This window comes from Nocardioides sp. NPDC004968 (assembly GCF_040608935.1).
Classification (GTDB): Bacteria; Actinomycetota; Actinomycetes; order Propionibacteriales; family Nocardioidaceae; genus Nocardioides.
This window is the reverse complement of the sequence record NZ_JBEXJF010000005.1, coordinates 128,157-148,980: the sequence shown is the minus strand read 5'-3', so window position 1 is coordinate 148,980 and position 20,824 is coordinate 128,157. Positions and strand designations below refer to the sequence as shown.

Sequence of the window (20,824 nt, the reverse complement as noted above, 5' to 3'; positions counted from 1 at the left end):
GGGGATCTCAGTCGGCCGGGACGAGCGAGATCTTGTCCGCCTCCAGGTGGAGGTAGACGTCGGTGCCCGGCGGGACCGACACCGACGGCACGGTACGGGCGCGGATCTCGGTCTTGCCGACTCCGACGACGTGGTCCACCGCGTCGCCCAAGAAGGCGCGGGTGGCGACCTTGCCCTGCCAGAGGTTCTCGGTCGCCATCGGGCGCTCGGTCGAGATCCCGACCGCCTCCGGTCGGATCGAAGCCACGACCCGGGTGCCGGTGGGCACCTGGGCACCGCTCGACAGGGTGAGAGTGCCCTCGTTCGTCTCGACCGTGTACGCCTCGCCCGTGCGGTTCGAGACGGTGGCCTCGATGAAGTTCGACGTGCCGATGAACTCGGCGACGAACTGGCTGTTCGGGTTCTCGTAGATCTCGCGCGGCTTGCCCAGCTGCATCACCTCGCCGGCCTTCATGACCGCGATGTTGCTGGACAGGGAGAGCGCCTCCACCTGGTCGTGGGTTACGTAGATCGAGGTGATGCCGAGCTCGCGCTGGAGCCGCTTGAGCTCGAAGCGAAGCGACTCACGCAGCTTCGCGTCCAGGTTGGACAGCGGCTCGTCGAGCAAGAGCAGCTCGGGCTCGATGATGATGCCGCGTCCCAGCGCGAGGCGCTGTTGCTGACCACCGGACAGCTTCGTGGCCTGACGCTCGGCGTACTGCCGCAGCTCGAGCGTCTCGAGCACCCGGTTGACCCGGTTCTCGATCTCCTTCTTGCTGGGTCGCTTGGTGCGTGGCATGACCTGGAGCGGGAACGCCACGTTGTCGAAGACGGTCATGTGCGGCCAGATCGCATACGACTGGAAGACCATCCCGAGGCCGCGCTGGTTGGCCGGCACGTTGACCGACTTGGCACCGCCGCCTGCGGCGAAGAAGGTCTTGCCGCCTACCGCGATCCTGCCGCTGTCCGGCTTCTCCAGACCCGCGATGGAGCGCAGCGTCGTGGTCTTGCCGCAGCCCGAGGGGCCGAGCAGGGTGAACATCTCACCCTGACGTACCTCGAAGCTGACGTCGTTGATGGCGAAGACGTTGTTCGAGGCCGTCTTCCCCTTGGTCTTCTCGCCGGGGAAGCTCTTGACGAGGCTAGTGATTTCCAACATGAGTGTTTCCTCTCAGAACCGGGCAGGTCAGTCCTGCTGGAGGCCGACCTTGGCCCCGAGCTTGTAGGCGATGGATACGAGAAGGACCAGCGTGAGCACCATGAGCACACCGATCGCCGAGACGACAGCCATGGAGCCGTTCTCCCACTCCTCCCAGATCACGATGCCCAGCACCTCGCTGCCGGAGGTGTAGAGCAGGATCGAGCTGGAGAGCTCGCGGAAGGAGACGACCAGGATGTAGATCCAGCCCGAGAGGAGGCCTGGCATCAGCAGCGGGAGCAGCACCCGGCGGAACGTCTGCCACCAGGTGGCGCCGCTCATGTACGCCGACTCCTCGAGCTCGGCACCGATCTGGTGCTGAGAGGTGACGGCGTACCGCATTCCGTACGGCATGTAGCGGGTGAAGTAGGCGATCCCCAGCAGCCACAGCGTGCCGTACACCCCGATCGGGAAGTTGAGATAGGTGACCAGCAGGGCCACACCCATGATCAGGCCCGGAATGGTCAGCGGCACGAAGGTGAACCCGTCGATCAGCTGACGGCCAGGGATCCGGGTCCGCACGGTGATCCAGGACGCGACCGCCATGAAGGCCATCACCACAGTCGCCGATCCGACACCGAGGATCAGCGAGTTCTTCAAGGCGCGCAGCACGGTCGGGTTCTCGATCACGTCGCGGAAGTTGTCGAGCGTGAAGCTTCGGAAGGCGTCCATCGACGGCAGCTGGTAGTACGGCTGGAAAGAGCAGTACACCAGGACCGCGAGCGGCAGCACCACGGCGATCAGGAAGTACCCGATGACGACGGCGCCGGCGATGGGACGGTACTTGCCGAGCTCGATCGGCCGCGGCCTGAAGGCCTTCCCGGTCACGGTCTGGAAGCTCTTGGAGCCTCGACCGATCAGGTTGGAGAAGGTGACCCCGATCAGCGCCAGCGCCAACAGCCCAACGGCGAGCGCGCCGGCCGTGTCGTAGCCGATCGGCCATCCGCGCAGCTCGAAGTAGATCTGGCTGGTGAACACGTAGATGTTGGCGGGGACACCCAGCAGCGCCGGGACCTCGAAGCTCTCCAGGCTGCGGACCGTCATGATCAGCATCGCGCCGACGATCGCCGGCAGGATCAGGGGGAGGGTGATCCTGCGGATGACCGTGATCCGGGAGGCGCCCGACATCTGCGCGGACTCTTCGAGCGAGGGGTCCATCGCCCGGAAAGCGGCGACCATGAGCAGGAAGACGATGGGTGACAGGTGCAGGCCCTCGACCCAGATCATCCCCCACACGCTCTCGATGTTGAAGAAACCCTCACCGATGAGCGGCAGCTTCTCCAGATAGCGGTTGAGGAGGCCGATGTCCGTGTCGGCGAGCAGGATCCAGGAGACCGTGTAGAGGATCCCCGGGATGACCAGCGGGATGATCGAGGAGGCGAAGAACAGTGCCTTGAACGGCACGTCGGTTCGCACGATCAGGTACGCCAGTCCGGTGCCGACGACCAGCGAGAGGATTGCGGAACCGAACGCGAACCACAAGGACGTCCCGACGAGCGAGAACACCTTGGAGTCGCCGTAGGCCTCGCTGAACGCACCGAGGGTGAACTGTCCGGTCTCAGGGTCGAGGAAGGTGACCTGCAGCAGATACCAGAGCGGAACCACACCGAACCAGAAAATGACCGCGGCGACCAGCACCAGGATCAGTGTCTTCGGCGTCAGGATCCGTCTCAGCAACGAGGGCGTGCCGCTGTCCGTACCGGGATCGACCGGCGACTTCCTCGCTGGTGCCGGTGCCCGCTCTTCGGCGGGAGCCGTGGTCGTCATCTGCCAGCACCTCCCGCCCCGCGGAGCAGGTCGTCGTACGCCTTCGTCCACTTCTCGTTCTCGTTGACCATCTTCTCGGTGTCCACCGGGATCACCTCGACGCCTTCCATCGGGTCCTTGGCGCCCTCGGGCACGATCGCCGGGGTGAGGCCGAGATCGATGAGGACCTGCTGCCCCTCCTCGAGCATCCAGTCGGCGAAGAGCATCGCGGCCGCGGGGTGCGAGGCGTTACGGACCAGGCCGAAACCGTTCGGTCGCGCGATCGCCGGCTCCGCGATCGGCTCGTAGGCCAGCGGGGCTCCCGAGTTGATCTTCTGCTGGACGATGTAGGTGTAGTTCGTCGCCGCAACATCGAACTTCCCCGAGACATGCAGGTCGGACATGGTGGTGTGGCCCTTCTGGACCTCGGCGCCGTCGACCATGTCGGCGAAGAGCTTGTCGATCTCCTCGTCCGACTTGCCCTGCTCCTGCCAGTAGCCGTAGAGAGTCAGGTACCAGTCGTAGTCCGACAGTTCCATCGCCAGCCGGCCGTTCCACTTCGGGTCGGCCAGGTCCTCCCAGCTCTTGGGGGCCTCCTCGGCACTGACTGCGGTGGTGTTCCAGCTCGGCGCGAAGATGTTGTAGCGGGTGGCGGTCCAGTTCTCGAACTGCCCCTGCTCGCCCACCATGTCCCGACGCTCTCCGGAGTATTCAGCGAGTGCGCCTTCGCTGTTGAGGGCGAACAGCTCCAGCGCGTTGGTTTCGACGATGTCCGCACCGGCGTAGTTGGAGCTGTACTCCTTGAGCACCTTGGTGAGCACGGTGGTGGACTCGGCGCGGGTCAGGTCGACCGCGACATCGAAGTCCGCCTCGAACTCCTTCTCGAGCAGGAGCGCGATGTCATCGGTCATCGAGGTGTAGATGGTGAGCTCACCTTCGTCCTCGGCGGCCTCGACCAGCTTGTCCCGACGCTCTTGACCGTCGAGTGCGGCCATCTCCTTGAACACGGCTTCCGCCTCTGTGGGTTCGCCGGACTTCTGTCCCCCACTGACGGGGGATCCACCGCAAGCCGTGGCAAACATCAGGGTCGCTGCAGCTACTGCGGTGACACAGGCCAGTCTGGGTCTCAATTGGGGTGCTCCTTGACTCGTCGCCCGACCCTCTTACGGGATGATGGTCAGACCATTAGCACTATATGTAACACAACACAGCAGCGGTGTGAAGGGCGTCACGGACTCTTAACCCAGCCATCGTCGGCTTCTCTGGTTGTTTGAGCAACTGGTTCTTTCGCTGCCCGGAAGCGTGGGAGACGGGCGCATGCCCCAGGTCGCCAAGCCGGGCCGAAGTCCCCACAGACGCCCGCGAGAGGTGTACGGTTAACCCACAGTCCATTGGCCCAATCGCGTCTCGGAAAATCCGCGACGAGCCCCAGGAGGGATCCGCCTTGACAACCTCGAGTTCCGGCGCAGCCGGCGTCGAGATGTTCGCCAAAGTCAGTGTCGACCGGGTCTCGCAAGTGATCGTCGACCAGATCAAGCTGCTCATCCGCGACGGCCGCCTCACCCCGGGAGACCGTCTGCCCAGCGAGCGCGACCTGTGCCAGCGCTTCGGGGTCAGCCGAGTCACTGTTCGCGAGGCACTCCGCGTGCTGGAGGCCAGCGGCCTGGTCGAGATCCGCGTCGGCGCCCGAGGCGGCGCGTTCGTCACCACGCCGTCCACTGAACGACTCGGCGCCGGCCTGGCGGACCTGCTCTCCCTCGCCCCGCTGACCGCGTCCGGCGTCACCGAAGCTCGCAAGATCGTCGAGCTGGGCATTCTGCCGCTGGTCGTGACGCGTGCGACCGACGAGGACATCACCGACCTCCTGGCGATCATCGAGGAGGCCGAAGCCGCACTCGCCGCGGGTGAATACACCATGGGGCTGTCGGCCGCTTTCCACGTCCGTGTCGCCAGCTGCACCCACAACCCCGCGATCGAGATGCTGGTGCACAGCTTTCACGGCCCGATGCTGATGTCGCTGCGCCAGGCCCAGATGGCGGCGCCCACCATGGGACACAAGGGCACCGAGGAGCATCGCGCCCTCGTCGAGGCGATCAAGGCGCGGGACGTCGATGCCGCTGTCGCAGTGATGGGCACCCACCTCGAGCGCACCGCCGAACGCACCGCCGAGGACACTCACGCCTGATCGAGGATCGTCGGGTCCGTTGGTTTCGACGCTGTCCCGGCTCGTAGTCGGCGCAGTGTCGGCGCGACCAGTGCTGCCGCGCCGACGGCGGTCCCCGACGCCACCGCCAGCCCCGCGCGCGCTCCCCACTGGTCACACACCCAGCCGATCAGCGGCATGCCCAGCGGCGTCGTACCCAAGAAGACGAAGCCGTGCAGGGCCATCACCCGCCCGTGCATGCTCGGCTCCGTCCCCAGCTGCAGCAGGGTCTTGGAGAGGGTGTTGAACGCCAGGTTCGCGATCCCCATCAACATGACCGCGGCCATCGCCACCCACAGCCACGGGGCGACCGCGGCCAGTGCGTTGGCCACCCCGAAGGCACCGCCGGCCAGCAGCAGCCGCCAACTGCTGACCCGCTCGGTGGCGGCGGTGCCGAGCGCGCCGATGACCGCTCCGACCCCGAGTGCCGAGGTCAGCCACCCATAGGTCTGCGAGTCACCGTGGAACGTCTCCTTGGCGAGCACCGGCAGCACAGCCCGGAAGTTCTGGCCGAACAGCGCGATCGCGGCGACAAGGATCATGCAGGCGCGCAGCTCCGCACGGGAGAAGACGTACACGAGCCCTTCGCGTACGCGGCCGTGCTTCCGCTCCCCCGGCTCCGCTGACGCGGAGCTGGTGTCGATGAGGAGGAGCCCCCAGATGACGGGTATGAAGGAGGCCGCGTTGATGGCGAAGGCCCATCCCGAACCCGCGACGGCGATCAGCGTGCCGGCGACCGCGGGACCGACCAGCCGGCCCAGGTTGTGCACGGTCGAGGCGAGCGCCTGGGCGTTGACGTAGTCCTGCGGCCGGGTCACCTCGGCGACAAAAGCATGCCGGGCAGGGTTGTCGAAGACGGTCACGAAACCGAGCGAGAGCGAGAGCCCGAAGACCATCCACAGCTCCACGGAGCCCGAGAGCACCACGCCCGCGAGGACGGCCGCGAGCACCAGGCTGGCAGCCTGGGTGCAGATGATGACCCGTCGACGGTCCCAGCGGTCGACGAATGCGCCGCCCCAGAGCCCGAAGAGCAGCACGGGCAGGAACTGCAATGCTGCCGCGATCCCCACGTCGACGGCATCCCCGGTGAGGTCGAGGACCAGCCAGTCCTGGGCGACCCGCTGCATCCAGGTGCCGATCGTGCTGACCGAGTGACCGGTGATGAAGATCCGGTAGTTCCGGTGCCCCAGCGAACGAAGCGCCCACGGCCAGCGCCGGCGTCCCTCCGGCTCGACGGGCTCCGTCGACTCAGTCACTGACGACCTTCTCCTCGGCTTCGATGCGGGCGAGTGCCCCGCGCAACCTGCCGGCACTCAGCGCCGGCGCCATCACCAGGACCCCCGCGGCCGCGATAGCGGCCGACAGTGGCATCACGAGCACCAGCCCCGCGACCCCGAACGGCGCCACGAAGAGCGCCGCGGCACGGAAGGTGCCGGTGACCGCGATCGCCTCGCCGCGCTCCTCGGGGTGGACCGAGTCGCTGGCGATCGCCGGCCCGAGTGTCTGCAGCGTCCCCGACGAGAGTCCGGAGATGCCGAGCGCGAGACCGACCAGCCAGGCGTTGCCGGCGAGGAAGCCGACGACGCCCAGGCTCGCTCCCGTCACTACCGCGCCGATGGCGAACGCGCGGGCCAGAGCGGCACGCGACGTACGCCCGGCGACGGCCGAGCCACCCACCGAGCTCGCGTTGGCGACCGCGACCAGGGCGCCGACGACGGTGGACGAGTGTCCGGCATGGGTCAGCACGACCGGAACGTACGAGCCGAGCAGGCCGCGCCAGGCGCCGGCGGTGACGCCTGCCCAGCAGCCCGCAGACACGCCGGGGCGTCGCCACAGGCGCTCTTCGCTGCGGTCCTTGACCCGCTTGAACGGGCGCAGCCGGTCCATGAAGAGGGTCGGCACGAATGCGACCGCGGCCATGACCGCGCCCCACCCCAAGGCGTACGCCGGGCTCCGGGCCGAGAGGAGACCGGCGATCAGCGGACCGACGAGCAGCCCCGTGTTGGAGACGAAGTTGACCGCCGCCAGCGACTTCACCGAGGAGCCTTCGCGACGTACGGCGTGGGTCTGGCTGCCGGTCCAGAAGCAGGCACGGGCCACGCCCTGCAACAGCTGAGCGATGACGAACGGGACCACCGCCGCGTCGACCGCGACCATCCCGTTCGAGATCCCCAGGATGAGAGTCGCCGCGGCAACGAGGGTCCAGTCCGGGAGGACCCGCATGACCACGCCCAGGCCGAGCCGGGCTGTCATCTGGGCGATCGCCGAGATGGCGGTGAGCACGCCTACCTCGACCGCGTTGTAGCCGGCGTCGATCGCCAGCAGCGGCAGTGCCACGGAGGCGAGTCCGAGAGCGCAGGAGAACAGCGCGGCGCCCCCCGCGGCTGCGAGGGTGTCGCGCGACGGAGAGCGCCGGAGTCTCCGGTGGATCGGCACCGGGTTCAGGGTCAGACCGGGCTCTTGGCGAGCTCGCCGGCACCGGTGTATTCGGGCGCATCCTCGAAGAAGTGGATGTTGTCGTAGCCGAGCGTGCGGAAGAGCCGGTTCTGCGATTGGAACAGGCGCACCGTGGAGCCGTCGTTCGCGAAGATCTGCACCACGTGGTTCTGCGGCACATAGATCGTGTCGCCCTTGGTGAAGTCGAACCGCTTCGGCTCCAACGCCGTCCGCGCGTAGTACTTCTCGGCGATCTCGGCCTCCACCTCCCACATCAGGAAGTGCCCGTCGCCATCGAGGGCGTAGAAGACCTCGTCGGCCATCTTCCAGTAGCGTCCCGACCTGCTGCCCGGATTGATCTTCAGCTCGTAGGAGTCGGTGCTGTGGATGCGACCGTCAGTCTTCTCCGGCGACGCGATGATCCGCTGGTTTCCCAGCTGCGTCATCTCCCAGGTGGTGTCCTCGACGCTGATGACCTTCTTGCGGTCCAACACACCGGGAGTCCAGATCCGGCTCCACTCCTCGCGGGGACCGAACTCCTGGGGCCGGTCGATCGGTCCGCTCTTGCCCTGCTGGATCAGACCCATGAACATCCAGGTGCTCTTCGCCTTCACCACCAGCGCAAGGGCGTTCTCGTCGTACGGGTTGAAGTGCTGGTGCACGGAGTCGGTGTGGACGTAGACGAGGTCGTCCTTCTTCCAGTCGTAGCGGATCCCGTCGTGGATCTCATAGCCCGCCCCTTCCAGGATGTAGAAGGCAGCCTCGTTCTGGTGACCGTGGCCACCGTTCTGCCCGTGCCCGTCGACGCCCGTGAAGTGGACCTGGATCGTCTGGGTCAGGAACTGCTCGTCGCCGGGCCCGACCCGCCACGCCGTGTGCGAGGTCTTGGTGTTGGCCGAGTGGCCGACGCTGCCGTCGTCGACGACGATCGTGTTGTCACGCACTCGCGGGTTCGCGAGCTGTTCCTGACGGAACTCGTTGAGTCCGTACGTCGCCGAGTCGAGCCCGCGAACGAAGGTACGCACCTTCTTCTTCGCCATTGGTTGCCTCCTGTTGGCCGTTGGATCTGTACCGTGCCGGGCTGCCGTCAGGCGTCGACCGTCGCTGCCGACTCGGGAACCTGGAGCGCGTCGTACGCCGGAGCGTTCTCGACGTAGTGGATGTTGTCGTAGCCGAGCGTCCGGAAGAGCCGGTTCTGCGACTGGAACAGGCGCACCGTGGAACCGTCGTTGGCGAAGATCTGCACCTGGTGGTTCTGCGGCACGTAGATCGTGTCGCCCTTGGTGAAGTCGTAGCGCTTCGGCTCGAGCGCGACGCGGGCGTAGTACTTCTCGGCGATCTCGGCCTCGACCTCCCACATCAGGAAGTGCCCGTCGCCATCGAGGACGTAGAAGACCTCGTCGGCCATCTTCCAGTACCTGCCCGAGCGGCTCCCCGGCTCGATCTTCAGCTCGTAGGAGTCGGTGCTGTGGATGCGACCATCGGCCTTCTCCGGCGACGCGATGATCCGCTGGTTGCCCAGCTGCGTCATCTCCCAGGTGGTGTCCTCGAGGCCGATGACCTTCTTGCGTTCCTTGACTCCCGGGGTCCAGACGTGGTTCCACTCCTCGCGCGGGCCGAACTCGTCCGGACGGTCGATGGGGCCGCTGCGCCCCTGCTGGATGAGGCCCATGAACATCCAGGTGCTCTTGGCCTTCACGACCAGGGCGACAGCCTTCTCGTCGTACGGATTGAAGTGCTTGTGCACCGAGTCGGTGTGGACGTAGACGAGGTCGTCCTTCTTCCAGTCGTAGCGCTGATCGTCGTGGATCTCGTAGCCCTTGCCCTCGAGGATGTAGAAGGCGGCCTCGTTCTGGTGGCCGTGGCCATGGTTCGAGGACTGCGGGGGCAGCTCCACGAAGTGGACGTGGATGGTCTGGGTGAGGAACTCCTCGTCACCGGGACCGATCCGCCACCAGGTCTTGGACTGTGCGCTGTCGCCGGAGTGGCCGACCTTCGCGTCGTCGACGACGTACTCGTCGTTGCGAACGCGGTCGTACGAGAGCTGCTTCTGCCGGAACTCGTTGAGCCCGTAAGTCGCGGAATCAAGCCCGCGAACGAAAGTACGCAGCTTCTTGGCCATGCATTTCCTCCTGCCGTCAGTGCCATGGCAGGCGTCAGATCGTGGTCGACCTGATCTGCACTGCGATGCATAATGGACTGACCATTAATCTAGGCGTGATCCGCGCCACTGTCCACCCGTCGATTCAAGGATCCGGTCCATGCCCTGGTTCACCTCCTCCACCTCCCTCGCCGGCGCGCTCGCCCAGGAGCGTGCGCTTGCGGAGCTCGTCGGGGCTTCCTGATGAGCGGCTCCGCGGACGGCTCAGGCCTCCTGGAACGGCATCTGGAGTTCGTCCGTGCGCTCCGTACGGCGGGACTGTCGGTCTCCCTCTCCGAGGACCTGGACTCCGTGACCGCACTGGCCAGGGTTCCTTGGAGCAACCGGGCGATGGTCCGCGACACGTACGCCGCCACGCTGGTCAAGAAGCACTCCCAGCGTTCCACCTTCGATGCGCTCTTCGACCTCTACTTCCCGGCGATGGTCGGCGACGGCGGCGGCCGGGCGTCGGACCCACCCACCCACAAGCCGGTCGGCGACAACCTCGATGTGCTCGACACGATGCGTCGCCGGGTCCGGCGCGCCCTGCGCGAGTCCGACCTGGACGACCAGCTGCTGCGTCAGCTGGCGGCGGAGTCGGTCGGCCGCTTCGGCACCGATGCGGGGCGCACGATCGGCGCATCGCCATGGTCGGCGTACGAGACCCTGCAGCGCCTCGACGTGCAGCACCTCGTCAACCGGCTGGTCGAGGGGCTGATGCGCGACGGCGTCGAGCGCGAGCAGGCCGACAAGTTTGCCCAGCGGCGACTGACCGCGTTCATCTCGGCCGTGCACGCCGACATCGAACGACGCGCCGCTGAGCCGAAGGGGCCGGACCGCAGGGCTGCGGAGCAGGTGCGGCCGACGATCGACAAGCTGGCATTCTCCGAGGCGCGCCACGCCGACCTGGCGGCGATGCGCCGCGAGGTCTACCAGCTGGCGCGGCGGCTGGCGACCCGGTTGGCCAAGGAGCGGCGCAGCCGCGGCGGCGGTCCGGTCGACTTCCGCCGGACGATCCGGGCATCGATGGCGACCGGCGGCGTGCCGCTGACCACACACCACCGGCCCAAGCGCCCACATCGCACCGACCTGGTCGTGCTGTGCGACGTCAGCGGCTCGGTGGCACACTTCGCGCACTTCACGCTGATGTTCGTGTACGCCCTGCGGGAGGCGTTCCAGGGCATGCGGGCGTTCACGTTCGTCGATGACGTGCACGAGGTCACCGACGAACTGCGCCCCGACGCCGGCCCGGAGGAGGTCATCGCCGGGCTGGCCGGCAGCACCCGCGAGGCGGCGCTGGCGGGACGTACGCACTATGGCCGGGTCTTCGAGCGGTTCGCCGCCGAGCACGGCGAGGCGGTGGGACCACGTACGACACTCCTGATCTTGGGCGATGCTCGCGCCAACTACGCCTCGCTCGGCGACGGGCCCCTGCGGGAGCTGGCAGCGGCCGCGAAGCGCACCATCTGGCTCAACCCCGAGCCGGAGCGCAACTGGGGTTCCGGGGACTCGGCTGCGATGGTCTACGGCGACATCGTCGAGATGGCGGAGTGCCGCAACCTCCAGCAGTTGGCCGGGTTCGTCTACGACCTGGCCTGAGCGGCGTTCTTACGGTTGACCCCTACCTTCCACTCCCCATTCGATGTTATGGTCTAACCAATTGACCATTAGGAGCGAAGAATGAGCAGGACGCTGATCATCGGAGCCAGTCAGGCGGGCCTGCAGGTCGCCACCACGCTGCGCGAGTTGGGCGACGACACCCCCATCACCCTGGTCGGCGGCGAGACCCACCTGCCCTACCAGCGCCCCCCGCTCTCCAAGGCCTACCTGGCCGGGAAGGTCGGGCTGGAGGGGCTCACCTTCCGCGGCGAGCAGTGGTATCGCGACAACGCGATCGACCTGGTCCTCGGCGAGAAGGTCACCGAGGTGACCCTTCCCACCGACGGGAGCCGCGGCATCGCGATCACCGCGGCCGGACGACCGCTCGAGTTCGAGCGGCTGGCACTCACCGTCGGCGGGCGAGCCCGCCGGATCGCAGTGCCCGGTAGCGACCTGGACGGCGTCTGCTACCTGCGCCACCTCGACGACGCGGGCGACCTACGGAGCCGCATGGACTCCGCAGAAAACGTCGTCGTGATCGGCGGCGGCTTCATCGGTCTCGAGGCCGCCGCCGGCGCCCGAGCAGCGGGCAAAAGGGTCACCGTCGTCGACATCGCCGACCGGCTGCTCGCCCGCGCTGTCGCCCCCGTGGTCTCCGAGTTCTACCTCGAGGCGCACCGCCGCCGCGGCACCGAGGTCCTGCTCGGCACCGGGATCGAGCAGATCGTCGGCTCCGACGGCCACGTGACCGGGGTAAAGCTCGCCGCCGGGCAGACGCTTCCCGCCGACCTGGTCCTCGTCGGCGTAGGCCTGCAGCCGCGCATGGAGCTCGCCGAGCAGATGGGCCTGGACGTCGACGGCGGCATCGTGGTCGGCACCGACGCGCGTACGTCCCACCCCGCCGTGGTCGCTGCCGGAGACTGCACCGTCACCACCCACCCCGACCACGGCTCTCTCCGGCTCGAATCGGTGCAGAACGCGGTGGCACAGGCGAAGGTCGCCGCAGCCACGCTCCTCGGCGTCGTCCCGCCGGCCGCCGGCATCCCGTGGTTCTGGTCCGACCAGGCCGACCTGAAGCTGCAGGTCGCGGGGCTGAACAGCGGCTACGACGACGTGGTCGTGCGCGGCGATCCCGACAGCGAATCCTTCTCCGCGCTCTACTATCACGACGGTCAGCTCGTCTCGACAGACTCCATCAACGCCCCGCGTGACTACATGGCCGTCCGCAAGATCCTCGAACGCGGCGGCAACGTATCCCCTGCCGCTGCCGCGAACCCCGACATCCCTCTCAAGGATCACCTGAAGGCGATCGCCTGAGCGACGAGCAACAAAGTACGTGTCGTGATCTCAGCCCTGGATGGGGTCAGAGGATGACGGTCACGGACTTGTTCCGGCCGTAGCTCAGCAGCTCGTCGAGCGAGCTCTCCTTGCCGAGACCGCTGCTCTTGAAGCCCCCGAACGGGGAGCCGGTCGGACGCTTGCCGGTGCCGTTGACCGAGATGTAGCCCGAGTCGATGTGCCGAGCCGTGCGAAGCGCCTGCGAGATGTCGTTGGTCCAGACGTTGCCGGTCAGCCCGAACTCGACATCGTTGGCCTGAGCGATCATCTCGTCGTAGTCGTCCCAGTCCAGGACGGAGACGACCGGGCCGAAGATCTCCTCCTTGGCGATCCGCATGTCCATCGTGACGTCGGTGAACGCGGTGGGCTCAATGAAGAACCCGGTGTCCAGGCCGGCGGGCCGCTTGCCGCCGTGGGCGAGCGTGGCGCCCTCCTCGATGCCGGCCTCGACGTACGAGCAGACCTTCTCGTAGTGCGCGCGGAAGGCGATCGGGCCCATGTCGGTGTCGTCGCGCATGGGGTCGCCGACCTTCAGCTCGGAGAGCCGCTTGACCAGGGCGTTGACGAACCTGTCCTTGACGTCTCGGTGCACGAACACGCGCGACGACGAGCCACACGACTGCCCCATCGACCGCGCGAAGTTCATCGCTGCCACGGATGCGACCGCAGCCCGCTCGGCCTCAGCATCCGGGAAGACGATCATCGGGTTCTTCCCGCCGAGCTCGAGACTGACGTGCTTGATCGTGGGCGCACCTGCCGCCATGATGCGTGCCCCCGTCGGCACGGAGCCGGTGAAGGCAACCCGGGGTACGTCCGGGTGACCAGAGAGACCCGCGCCCGCCGTGGCACCGGAGCCGGTGATGATGTTGAGCACGCCCACGGGAAAGAGGTCTTTGACCAGCTCAGCGAGGCGGAGCGCGGACAGTGACGACTGCTCCCCTGGTTTGGCGACGACGGGAGCGCCGGCCGCCAGGGCTGCGGCGACCTTGCTCGAGATGAACTTGATGGGATGGTTGAACGGCACGATCCGCGCGACCACCGGGTACGGAACGAACTCGGTGTAGGTGAGCTGGTCGGGTCCACTGGGGATCGTCTGTCCCTTCGTCTCACCAGCCAAGCCGGCGAAGTAGCGGATCTCGTCGGCAGCGCTCGTCACGTCCGCGCGCATGCTGGCGACCGGGAGGCCGACATCGAGCGCGTCCAGCTCGGCCAGCTCGTCGCGGTGCTCGTCGAGCAGATCGGCGTAGTCGCGCAGCAATCGGCCGCGCTGCGTCCATGGCGTGCCGCTCCACTCAGGCGATGCTCGCCGCGCCGCCGCAACAGCCCTGTCCACGTCTTCAGCGGTGGCATCAGGAAGGTCGCCGATGACCTGCTCGGTCGTCGGGTTCTCGGCAGGAAGCGTCGCGCCGTTCGACGCGTTCACGAGTTCGCCGTCGATGAGCATCTTGCGGGATTGAATCGTCGTCACACCGTTCTCCGTCACTGTCGAATGGCTCCGTCGGATACTTCGGCCCGCCCGACGACGGGTGAGTGCCGTCTTCCGGCACCCACCCGATTCACGGTGGCTACTTCTGGCCGGTCACCTCGGCGTACATGTCCTGATAGGTGTCGAACTCGTCCTTGAGCTGCTCGACGTCGACCGAGACGATCTCGGTGCCCTGGTCGAGGCCCGCGTTGGCGTCCTTCTTCAGCGCCGAGGTCAGCCCTGCCTCACGCAGCACCTGCTGGCCATCGGTCAGGATCCATACGTAGAAGAGGTAGGCGGCCGCGGGGTGGGGCGCACTGTTCATCAGAGCCACCCCGTTCGGCCGCTGCACGACCGGCTGGACCACAGGCTCGTACGACAGTGGCGCGCCGGTATTGGCCACACCGGCTGTCTGGTAGTCGTATGTCGACATCGCGACCGCGTACTTGCCGGCGGCGAGCTGGCTCATCTGCGCTGCGTGACCGTCGACCATGGCGGAGTTGGCGGCGATGGCCTTGAAGAGGTCGGTGACCTCCCCCTCGCTCATTCCCTTCTCGTTCATGTAGTAGTCGCGCAGCGCCATGAACCAGTCGACCTCGTTGATCTCCATGGACAGCTTCCCCTGGTACTTGGGGTCGGCGAAGTCCTCGATCCGCTTCGGCCAGTCCGCATCGGGCAGCTTCTCGGTGTTGCGTGCGACGACGAACCGGTTGAGCCGGTCGGCCGTCCACCCGTCCTTCTGCCCCTCGTCGACCACGAGGTCGCGCTCAGGACCGGTGAACTCACCGAAGTGACCCTCGGCGGCCAGGGCGGTCAGCTCGAAGCCGTTCAGCTCGAGCAGGTCGGCGCCGTTGTCGTTGCCGCCCGCCTGCTCGGTGTCGACCTTGGTGATGACGTCCTCGGACGACATCCGGGGCATCTCGACCTCGATGTCGTACGCGGCCTCGAACGCCTTCTCGACGACCGGCGCTGCCTCGGGGGTGAGGGTCGAGTAGACGGAGAGCTTGCCCTCGGCCTCGGCGGCCTTGACCAGCTCCTCCATGCGCTCCTCGCCCTCGAGGTTGTTGAACCTCTCGTAGACGTCGGCTGCCTGGTCGATGTTCTCCTCGTTGCCGACGGAGGCGGCGCGGTTCACTCCCCCGCCACAGCCGGTGAGCAAGAGCGATACGGCGACCGCAACCGCGGCCAGTCCCTGGTAGGTCTTCATGGCTACTCTCTCTCCGCATCGGGGTCGAGGTCCTGGATCAGCAGGGTGTTGATCCGGTCGGGCGTGATGCCGGGCATCAGGTCGTACGCGAGGTCGGTCAGCGGCATCCGGTAGCCGAGCGGCTCGGCCATCTTGCGGGCGTTGTCGATGTCCTTCTTCCACCAGGTGAAGCGCATCCGGTCGATCTCGGCGAGCGTCCGGCTGGCGGCCGGGCTGTCCAGCAGCGCCTCCCGCAGCTTGGACGGCGCCACCCCCAGCCGTCGGCCGAGCAGCATCGCCTCGTGCACCCCGGAGATCTGGATCCAGTGGCACAGGTTGTTGACCGTCTTGCCCACCTGGCCGGACCCGAGCGGGCCGAGGTGATGGACAGCCTTGGTCCACGGCTCGAGCGACGGACGAATCCGGTCGAGCACTGCCTCGTCGCCACCGACGAGCAGGTTGATCTCGCCGCTCTCTGCCCCGCGTACGCCACCGGTCAGGGCCGCGTCGAGGACGGAGACGCCGTGCGGAGCACCGGCCTTGGCGATGTCCTCGCAGGTCTCGGGGGTGACCGAGGCGCTGATCACGATGACCGAGCCGTCCCTGGGCGCGGACAGCAGCCCGTCCTCACCGAGGCAGACGGTGCGTACGTCCTCGTCGGAGGGGACGACGACCAGGATCACGTCGTTGTCGGCGATCTCCGTCAGCGTCCGGGCAGGCTTCGCGCCACGTTCGACGACCTGCTGGCGCACGTCGGCGTCCACGTCGAGCACCGAGGTCGGCACCCCCGCGTCCACCAGGTACTCGGCCATCGGGCGACCCATCGCGCCCAGACCGATGACTCCCACACTCTGCGTCATATGTTCTGTTCCTCTTCTCGTGCCTGGATGTGATGTGTCAGCGGATGCCGTGGAAGAAGCCGCCGTCGACCAGCAGGTCGGCGGCGGTGACGAACCCGGCGTCGTCGGAGGCCATGAAGGCGACCGCGGCCGCGATGTCCTCGGGCTGCCCACCGCGGCCGAGCAGGTTCTCGCGCTTGCGGCCCTCGGGCTCGACCTCCTCGCCGACGGGCGAGCCGACCTTGTTGGGGATGACGGTGTTGACCCGGATCCCGTGCTTGCCGAGCTGGTTGGCCATCGAGCGCGACATGTTGAGCACTCCGGACTTGGCCACGCCGTAGACCAGCGCGTTGGGCCTGCCGTGGAAGCCGGAGGTCGAGCCGATGTTGATGATCGCGCCCTGCCGCTGCGTCGCGACCATGTGCTGTCCGACGTACTTGCTGCAGAGGAAGACGCTGTCGAGCGTCACCTTCAGGACCCGGTGCCAGACCTCTTCCTCGAGGTCCAGCACGGTGCCGCCGCGGTCGGTGATCGCGACGTTGTTGACCAAGATGTCGATACCACCGAGATGCTCGACGACGCCTGCGACCAGGGCCTGGACATCGGCGCTCTCGGAAACGTCGCACTTGAAGAACTGCGCGGCGCCCGGGTGGGTCTCCTCGATCTCGGCGACCGTGCGCTGACCGCGCTCGACGTCGAGGTCGACGACGGCGATCCTGGCGCCCTCGTCAGCGAACCGCTTGGCCACCGCGGCGCCGACGTTGCGGCCCGCTCCGGTGACGAGGGCGACCTTGTTCTCGAATCTCATGAGCTCTCCTGGTTGTGGGAGTTGTCGGGTGGTCAGGCGGAGACCGCGGCGCGGAGCCGCGAGGTCTCGGTCTCGTCGACGCGGTAGCCGGCGTCGTCCGCGACCAGCGCGACGCCGTAGTCGCGGCGGGCGCCGTCGACTGTCACGTAGCCGTCGAGGACGTCGGCGACGACCTGCTCGACCGGGCGGGTCAGCGGGTTGCCATAGCCGCCGGCGCCGGTCATCTCGCGGCGCAGCACGTCACCGGCGTGCAGCCGGAAGGTGCCGTCCTCGGACAGGATCACGTGCTCCTGCGGCGTACCCGGGTTGACGACGGTCGCACCGGCCGAGCCCGGGCGGCCGCCCTGGCGTCCGTCCGGCGCCGAGAGCATCTGGCCGACCCGGCTGCTGAACTGGCCCTCGCCGAGCATGCGGTACTCACGGACGTACGCCAGGCCACCCCGGTGGCGACCGGGGCCGCCGGAGTCGGGGACCAGCTCGAAGCGGACCAGTTCGACGGGGAACTCCGACTCGATGATCTCGATCGGGGTGATGGTGCCGTTGGCGACGTGTGCCTTGGAGGCGGAGACGCCGTCCCCGTCGGCGCGAGCGCCGATCGCGCCCGCGGGCAGCTCGTACTGCACCCGCGGGAATCCCCCGCTCCTATCGAAGTGCGCCAGCGTGCCGCTGATCCCGCGGCTGCTCTCCGCGATCCGGGCCATCGGCAGGATCTCGGCGAGCGCATCGAAGACCGCCTCGGCGGCGACGTTCGCGATCGGCATGTAGGTGTTGACCGGTGCCGGGATGTACGGCTCGAGGCAGGATCCCGGACGGGTCAGGCTTTCCACGGCGAGGGTCAGCCCCTCGTTGGAGGGCAGGTCCGGGTCGACCAGGCACTTGATCGCATAGCTGCAGACCGCACGCACCAGCGGCGGCCGGATGTTGTACGGCCCCGCGACCTGGTCGTCGGAGGCCGTCCAGTCGAAGCTCGCCTGACCGCCGTCGATGCGCACCGAGACACGTACGACGATCGGCTCACCGCCCTCCAGGCCGTCGCTGTGCACCTTGGCGCTGCCCGTGTAGACCCCGTCGGGCCACTCCTTGACCGCCGCGCGGACGCGCTGCTCGGTCAGCAGATAGAGCCGCTTGCCGGCCGCGGCGACGACCGCGGCGCCGTGCTTCGCGCACAGGTCGGCCACCCGGGAGGCACCCAGCGCGGTCGCGCCCACCTGCCCGCTGAGATCACCGAGAACCAGCTCCGGCGTACGGCTGTTGGCGGCCAGGATGGTCTCGACCTCGAGCACCACGAAGCCCTCGGCCATGAACTTCACCGGCGGCAGCATGATGCCCTCGTGGAAGATCTCCCGGGCCTGCCCCGAGCTGCTGCCCGGGACCATGCCACCGATGTCGCTCTTGTGCGCGATGCTGGCACTGAAGCCGAACAGCTTCCCGTCGAGCACGATCGGCGAGATCAGCGCCATGTCGGGCGCGTGCGGGCTGCCGCCGTAGTAGGGGTGGTTGACAACGAAGGCGTCGCCCGCCTTCAGGGTCTTCGCCGGGTAGCGCTCGAGCAGCGCGTCGACGCAGGCCGGGAAGGCACCGAAGTGCAGCGGCAGCACGGTGAACTGTGAGAGCACCCGCCCCTCGGAGTCGAGGATCGCGCAGCTCGCGTCGCGCGACTCACGCACGATGGTCGAGTAGCCGGTGCAGAAGAGCGCGTTCTGCATCTCCTGGACGATCCCGTCCAGGCTCTGGCTGATCACCTCGACGGTGATCGCGTCAACGGTGCTGTCATCGGTCACATGGGCGGTCATCAGCTGTTCTCCACGATGAGGTTGCCGAGGGTGTCGACGGTGACGCGCTGCCCGGGGCACACGACGGTCGTCGAGTCGTACTGGTCGATCAGGGCCGGGCCCTCGAACGAGTGGCCGGCGCGGAGCTTCTCGCGCTGGTAGACGTTCACCGGGAACGGCGTGTCTGCGACCTCGGAGAAGTACGCCTCGCGCGTCCCGACCACGGCGTCGGTGACCGGTCCGGTCGCCTCCTCCACCGCGGCCAGCTCGACCGAGGGGACCCGGCCGTACGCCTCGACGCGGTAGTTGACGACCTCGACCGGCTGGCCGGGTGCGCTGTGCCCGTGGCATTGCTCGTGGATCACGTCGAAGGCGGCGCGGATCGCGGCGACGTCCTCCGGGGTCTGCGGGAGGCCGGTGAGCGGGACCGGGTTCTCATAGCCCTGACCGGCGTAGCGCAGATCGGCGTAGTAGCGGAACGCCATCTGCTCGAGGTCGAAGCCCTCGGCACGCAGCTGCTGCTCACCCTGGGCCCGCAAGTCCTCGAAGAGCTCCGCCATCGAAGCCGGGTCGACGGTGGCGATGTCGGACAGACGGCTGCGCAGATAGTCGTGCTTGACGTCGGACATGAGCAGGCCCAACGCCGAGAACGCGCCCGGGTACGTCGGGATCACGACCTTGGCCAGGCCGAGGTCCTTCGCGATGCGACAGGCGTGCAACGGGCCGGCGCCGCCGAACGGGACCAGCGCGAACTCGCGCAGGTCGAAGCCACGCTCGGTAGAGATCGACTTGACCGCCTCGCCCATCTGGACGTCGATGATCTTCACGTGGCCCTCGGCTGCTTCGAGCAGGTCCATGCCGAGCGGGTCGGCGAGCCCGGTCCGCACGGCCTCCTCAGCGAGCGACCTGTCGATCCTCATCGCGCCGCCGAGGAGGGAGCCGGAGTCGAGGTAGCCGAGGACGACGTTGCAGTCGGTGGTCGTCGGTTGCGTGCCGCCGCGCAGATAGCAGGCCGGGCCTGGGACCGCGCCCGCGGAGGCCGGTCCGACGTGGAGGGCGCCGTAGGCGTCGACACGAGAGATCGTGCCGCCACCGGCGGCGACGGTAGTGATGTCGAGCATCGGGATCGCGATGTCACGACCGTCGATCTTGGAGCGGTCGGTGATCACCGGCTCGCCGTTCTGGATCAGGGCGACGTCGGTGCTCGTGCCGCCCATGTCGAACGTGATGATGTTCAGCGAACCCGTGTCGCGACTCAACGCACTGCCCGCGGTCACCCCGCCGGCCGGGCCGGACAGGATGGTCCCGACCGCGCGGCCCGCGGTGCTGGCGAAGGGAGCCGAGCCGCCGTTGGACTGCATCGTGAAGCGCGCCTCCGGCGCCACCTTGCGCTCGTCGAGCTCGCCTTCGAGCTTCTTCACGTAGCGTCCGAGGATCGGGGAGACGTACGCGTTGATGACGACGGTGCTGAGCCGGAAGTACTCCCTGATCTGTGGCAGGAGCTCACAGGAGGTCGAGACCCACCACTCCGGGTGCGCCTCGACCAGCATCTCCTTGATCCGGCGCTCGTGGGCGTCGTTCATGAAGGCGAAGAGCAGGCAGACCGCGACCGCCTCGACGCCCTCCTTCTCGAAGCGCTTGATGAGCTCCTTGACGGAGTCCTCGTCGAGAGGCTCGCGTACGCTCCCGTCGGCTGCGATGCGTTCGGCAGCCTCGCCCGTACGTCGCCCGGGGGCCAGCAGCGAAGGCTTCTGGTAGCCGAGGTCGAAGACCGCCGGGCCATACGGCCGGCTCTGCTCCATCGTCTCGTAGATGCCCGTGAAGCCCTCGGTCACGACCAGGCCGACATCGGCTCCCTTCTCCTCGAGCAAGGCATTCGTCGCCACGGTCGTCCCGTGGGAGAAGAAGACGATGTCGCTCGCCGCGATGCCCTCGGCTTCGAGGACGTCGAGCCCGTCGAGCACCGCCCTGCCGGGGTCGTCCGGAGTGGACGGGACCTTGAGGATCCGGTGCTTCCCGGTGTCCTCCTCGAGAAGCACGAAGTCGGAGAACGTTCCTCCGGTATCGACGGTCAGGCGATATCTCGGCACGGGCAACCTCCACCAATGGACTAAT

General features: G+C 67.6%; 16 protein-coding genes. 3 read left to right on the top strand and 13 right to left on the bottom strand.

All coding sequences use genetic code 11. The annotated features are described in order from the left end of the window. Nucleotides 1–7: 7 nt before the first annotated feature. Genes ABZU72_RS08560 through ABZU72_RS08550 form a run of 3 tightly spaced genes read right to left on the bottom strand, consistent with a single transcriptional unit; the run spans nucleotide 8 to nucleotide 3,930 of the window. Nucleotides 8–1,138: an ABC transporter ATP-binding protein gene (locus tag ABZU72_RS08560; RefSeq protein WP_355018425.1), complete on the bottom strand. Its 1,131-nt coding sequence runs from the start codon at nucleotides 1,136–1,138 to the stop codon at nucleotides 8–10. A 27-nt stretch (nucleotides 1,139–1,165) separates the two neighbouring features. Then, entirely contained in the window at nucleotides 1,166–2,944 is a 1,779-nt protein-coding gene (locus tag ABZU72_RS08555; RefSeq protein WP_355018424.1) for an iron ABC transporter permease, read from the bottom strand. Further along, on the bottom strand, nucleotides 2,941–3,930 hold the full coding sequence (locus ABZU72_RS08550; protein WP_355018423.1) for an extracellular solute-binding protein: 990 nt from the start codon (nucleotides 3,928–3,930) through the stop codon (nucleotides 2,941–2,943). The genes ABZU72_RS08555 and ABZU72_RS08550 overlap by 4 nt, the downstream gene beginning before the upstream one ends. A 437-nt stretch (nucleotides 3,931–4,367) precedes the next feature. On the opposite strand from ABZU72_RS08550, the gene ABZU72_RS08545 reads away from it, so the two are divergent. Then, nucleotides 4,368–5,108 (top strand): FadR/GntR family transcriptional regulator, encoded by a 741-nt coding sequence (locus ABZU72_RS08545; protein WP_355018422.1) that lies wholly within the window; start codon nucleotides 4,368–4,370, stop codon nucleotides 5,106–5,108. On the opposite strand, the gene ABZU72_RS08540 is transcribed toward ABZU72_RS08545, so the two are convergent. From ABZU72_RS08540 to ABZU72_RS08525, 4 genes are read right to left on the bottom strand one after another with little or no spacing between them, the layout of a single operon-like run. Next, the gene (locus ABZU72_RS08540; RefSeq protein WP_355018421.1) at nucleotides 5,099–6,382 is read right to left on the bottom strand and encodes an MFS transporter; all 1,284 of its coding nucleotides are present in this window, start codon (nucleotides 6,380–6,382) and stop codon (nucleotides 5,099–5,101) included. The two genes, ABZU72_RS08545 and ABZU72_RS08540, sit on opposite strands and share 10 nt — an antisense overlap. After that, nucleotides 6,375–7,562, bottom strand: coding sequence for an MFS transporter (locus tag ABZU72_RS08535; protein WP_355018420.1), 1,188 nt, complete (start codon nucleotides 7,560–7,562; stop codon nucleotides 6,375–6,377). Before ABZU72_RS08535 ends, ABZU72_RS08540 begins: the two co-directional genes overlap by 8 nt. Nucleotides 7,563–7,573: 11 nt before the next feature. Beyond that, complete coding sequence (locus ABZU72_RS08530) at nucleotides 7,574–8,602, bottom strand: cupin domain-containing protein (protein WP_355018419.1); 1,029 nt, start codon at nucleotides 8,600–8,602, stop codon at nucleotides 7,574–7,576. Nucleotides 8,603–8,649: 47 nt separating this feature from the next. Beyond that, entirely contained in the window at nucleotides 8,650–9,684 is a 1,035-nt protein-coding gene (locus tag ABZU72_RS08525; protein WP_355018418.1) for a cupin domain-containing protein, read from the bottom strand. Nucleotides 9,685–9,906: 222 nt separating this feature from the next. Here ABZU72_RS08525 and ABZU72_RS08520 point away from each other — a divergent pair, with 222 nt between their 5' ends. Beyond that, complete coding sequence (locus ABZU72_RS08520) at nucleotides 9,907–11,301, top strand: VWA domain-containing protein (RefSeq protein ID WP_355018417.1); 1,395 nt, start codon at nucleotides 9,907–9,909, stop codon at nucleotides 11,299–11,301. An 81-nt stretch (nucleotides 11,302–11,382) separates the two neighbouring features. Next, entirely contained in the window at nucleotides 11,383–12,618 is a 1,236-nt protein-coding gene (locus ABZU72_RS08515) for an FAD-dependent oxidoreductase (protein WP_355018416.1), read from the top strand. A gap of 46 nt (nucleotides 12,619–12,664) precedes the next feature. Here the strand turns inward: ABZU72_RS08515 and ABZU72_RS08510 are convergent, their stop codons facing one another. The 6 genes from ABZU72_RS08510 to ABZU72_RS08485 all read right to left on the bottom strand — a co-directional run bounded on the left by ABZU72_RS08510 (nucleotide 12,665) and on the right by ABZU72_RS08485 (nucleotide 20,799). Then, nucleotides 12,665–14,107: an aldehyde dehydrogenase family protein gene (locus ABZU72_RS08510; protein ID WP_355018415.1), complete on the bottom strand. Its 1,443-nt coding sequence runs from the start codon at nucleotides 14,105–14,107 to the stop codon at nucleotides 12,665–12,667. A gap of 97 nt (nucleotides 14,108–14,204) precedes the next feature. Further along, nucleotides 14,205–15,311: an ABC transporter substrate-binding protein gene (locus ABZU72_RS08505; RefSeq protein ID WP_355018414.1), complete on the bottom strand. Its 1,107-nt coding sequence runs from the start codon at nucleotides 15,309–15,311 to the stop codon at nucleotides 14,205–14,207. A 2-nt stretch (nucleotides 15,312–15,313) separates the two neighbouring features. Beyond that, complete coding sequence (locus tag ABZU72_RS08500; RefSeq protein ID WP_355018413.1) at nucleotides 15,314–16,303, bottom strand: NAD(P)-dependent oxidoreductase; 990 nt, start codon at nucleotides 16,301–16,303, stop codon at nucleotides 15,314–15,316. After that, nucleotides 16,188–16,937 carry an SDR family oxidoreductase gene (locus ABZU72_RS08495; protein ID WP_355018412.1) on the bottom strand — a complete coding sequence of 250 codons (750 nt, stop codon included), beginning with the start codon at nucleotides 16,935–16,937 and terminating at the stop codon, nucleotides 16,188–16,190. The genes ABZU72_RS08500 and ABZU72_RS08495 overlap by 116 nt, the downstream gene beginning before the upstream one ends. A 32-nt stretch (nucleotides 16,938–16,969) precedes the next feature. Then, the gene (locus ABZU72_RS08490) at nucleotides 16,970–18,730 is read right to left on the bottom strand and encodes a hydantoinase B/oxoprolinase family protein (protein ID WP_355018411.1); all 1,761 of its coding nucleotides are present in this window, start codon (nucleotides 18,728–18,730) and stop codon (nucleotides 16,970–16,972) included. Next, complete coding sequence (locus ABZU72_RS08485; protein ID WP_355018410.1) at nucleotides 18,730–20,799, bottom strand: hydantoinase/oxoprolinase family protein; 2,070 nt, start codon at nucleotides 20,797–20,799, stop codon at nucleotides 18,730–18,732. Before ABZU72_RS08485 ends, ABZU72_RS08490 begins: the two co-directional genes overlap by 1 nt. Nucleotides 20,800–20,824: the final 25 nt, after the last annotated feature.

Excerpts from the sequence above, each read along its gene's own strand:
- ABZU72_RS08530 (WP_355018419.1), bottom strand. The coding sequence starts at position 8,602 with ATGGCGAAGAAGAAGGTGCGTACCTTCGTTCGCGGGCTCGACTCGGCG.
- ABZU72_RS08515 (WP_355018416.1), top strand. The coding sequence starts at position 11,383 with ATGAGCAGGACGCTGATCATCGGAGCCAGTCAGGCGGGCCTGCAGGTC.
- ABZU72_RS08490 (WP_355018411.1), bottom strand. The coding sequence starts at position 18,730 with ATGACCGCCCATGTGACCGATGACAGCACCGTTGACGCGATCACCGTC.
- ABZU72_RS08495 (WP_355018412.1), bottom strand. The coding sequence starts at position 16,937 with ATGAGATTCGAGAACAAGGTCGCCCTCGTCACCGGAGCGGGCCGCAAC.
- ABZU72_RS08560 (WP_355018425.1), bottom strand. The coding sequence starts at position 1,138 with ATGTTGGAAATCACTAGCCTCGTCAAGAGCTTCCCCGGCGAGAAGACC.
- ABZU72_RS08520 (WP_355018417.1), top strand. The coding sequence starts at position 9,907 with ATGAGCGGCTCCGCGGACGGCTCAGGCCTCCTGGAACGGCATCTGGAG.
- ABZU72_RS08525 (WP_355018418.1), bottom strand. The coding sequence starts at position 9,684 with ATGGCCAAGAAGCTGCGTACTTTCGTTCGCGGGCTTGATTCCGCGACT.
- ABZU72_RS08505 (WP_355018414.1), bottom strand. The coding sequence starts at position 15,311 with ATGAAGACCTACCAGGGACTGGCCGCGGTTGCGGTCGCCGTATCGCTC.
- ABZU72_RS08555 (WP_355018424.1), bottom strand. The coding sequence starts at position 2,944 with ATGACGACCACGGCTCCCGCCGAAGAGCGGGCACCGGCACCAGCGAGG.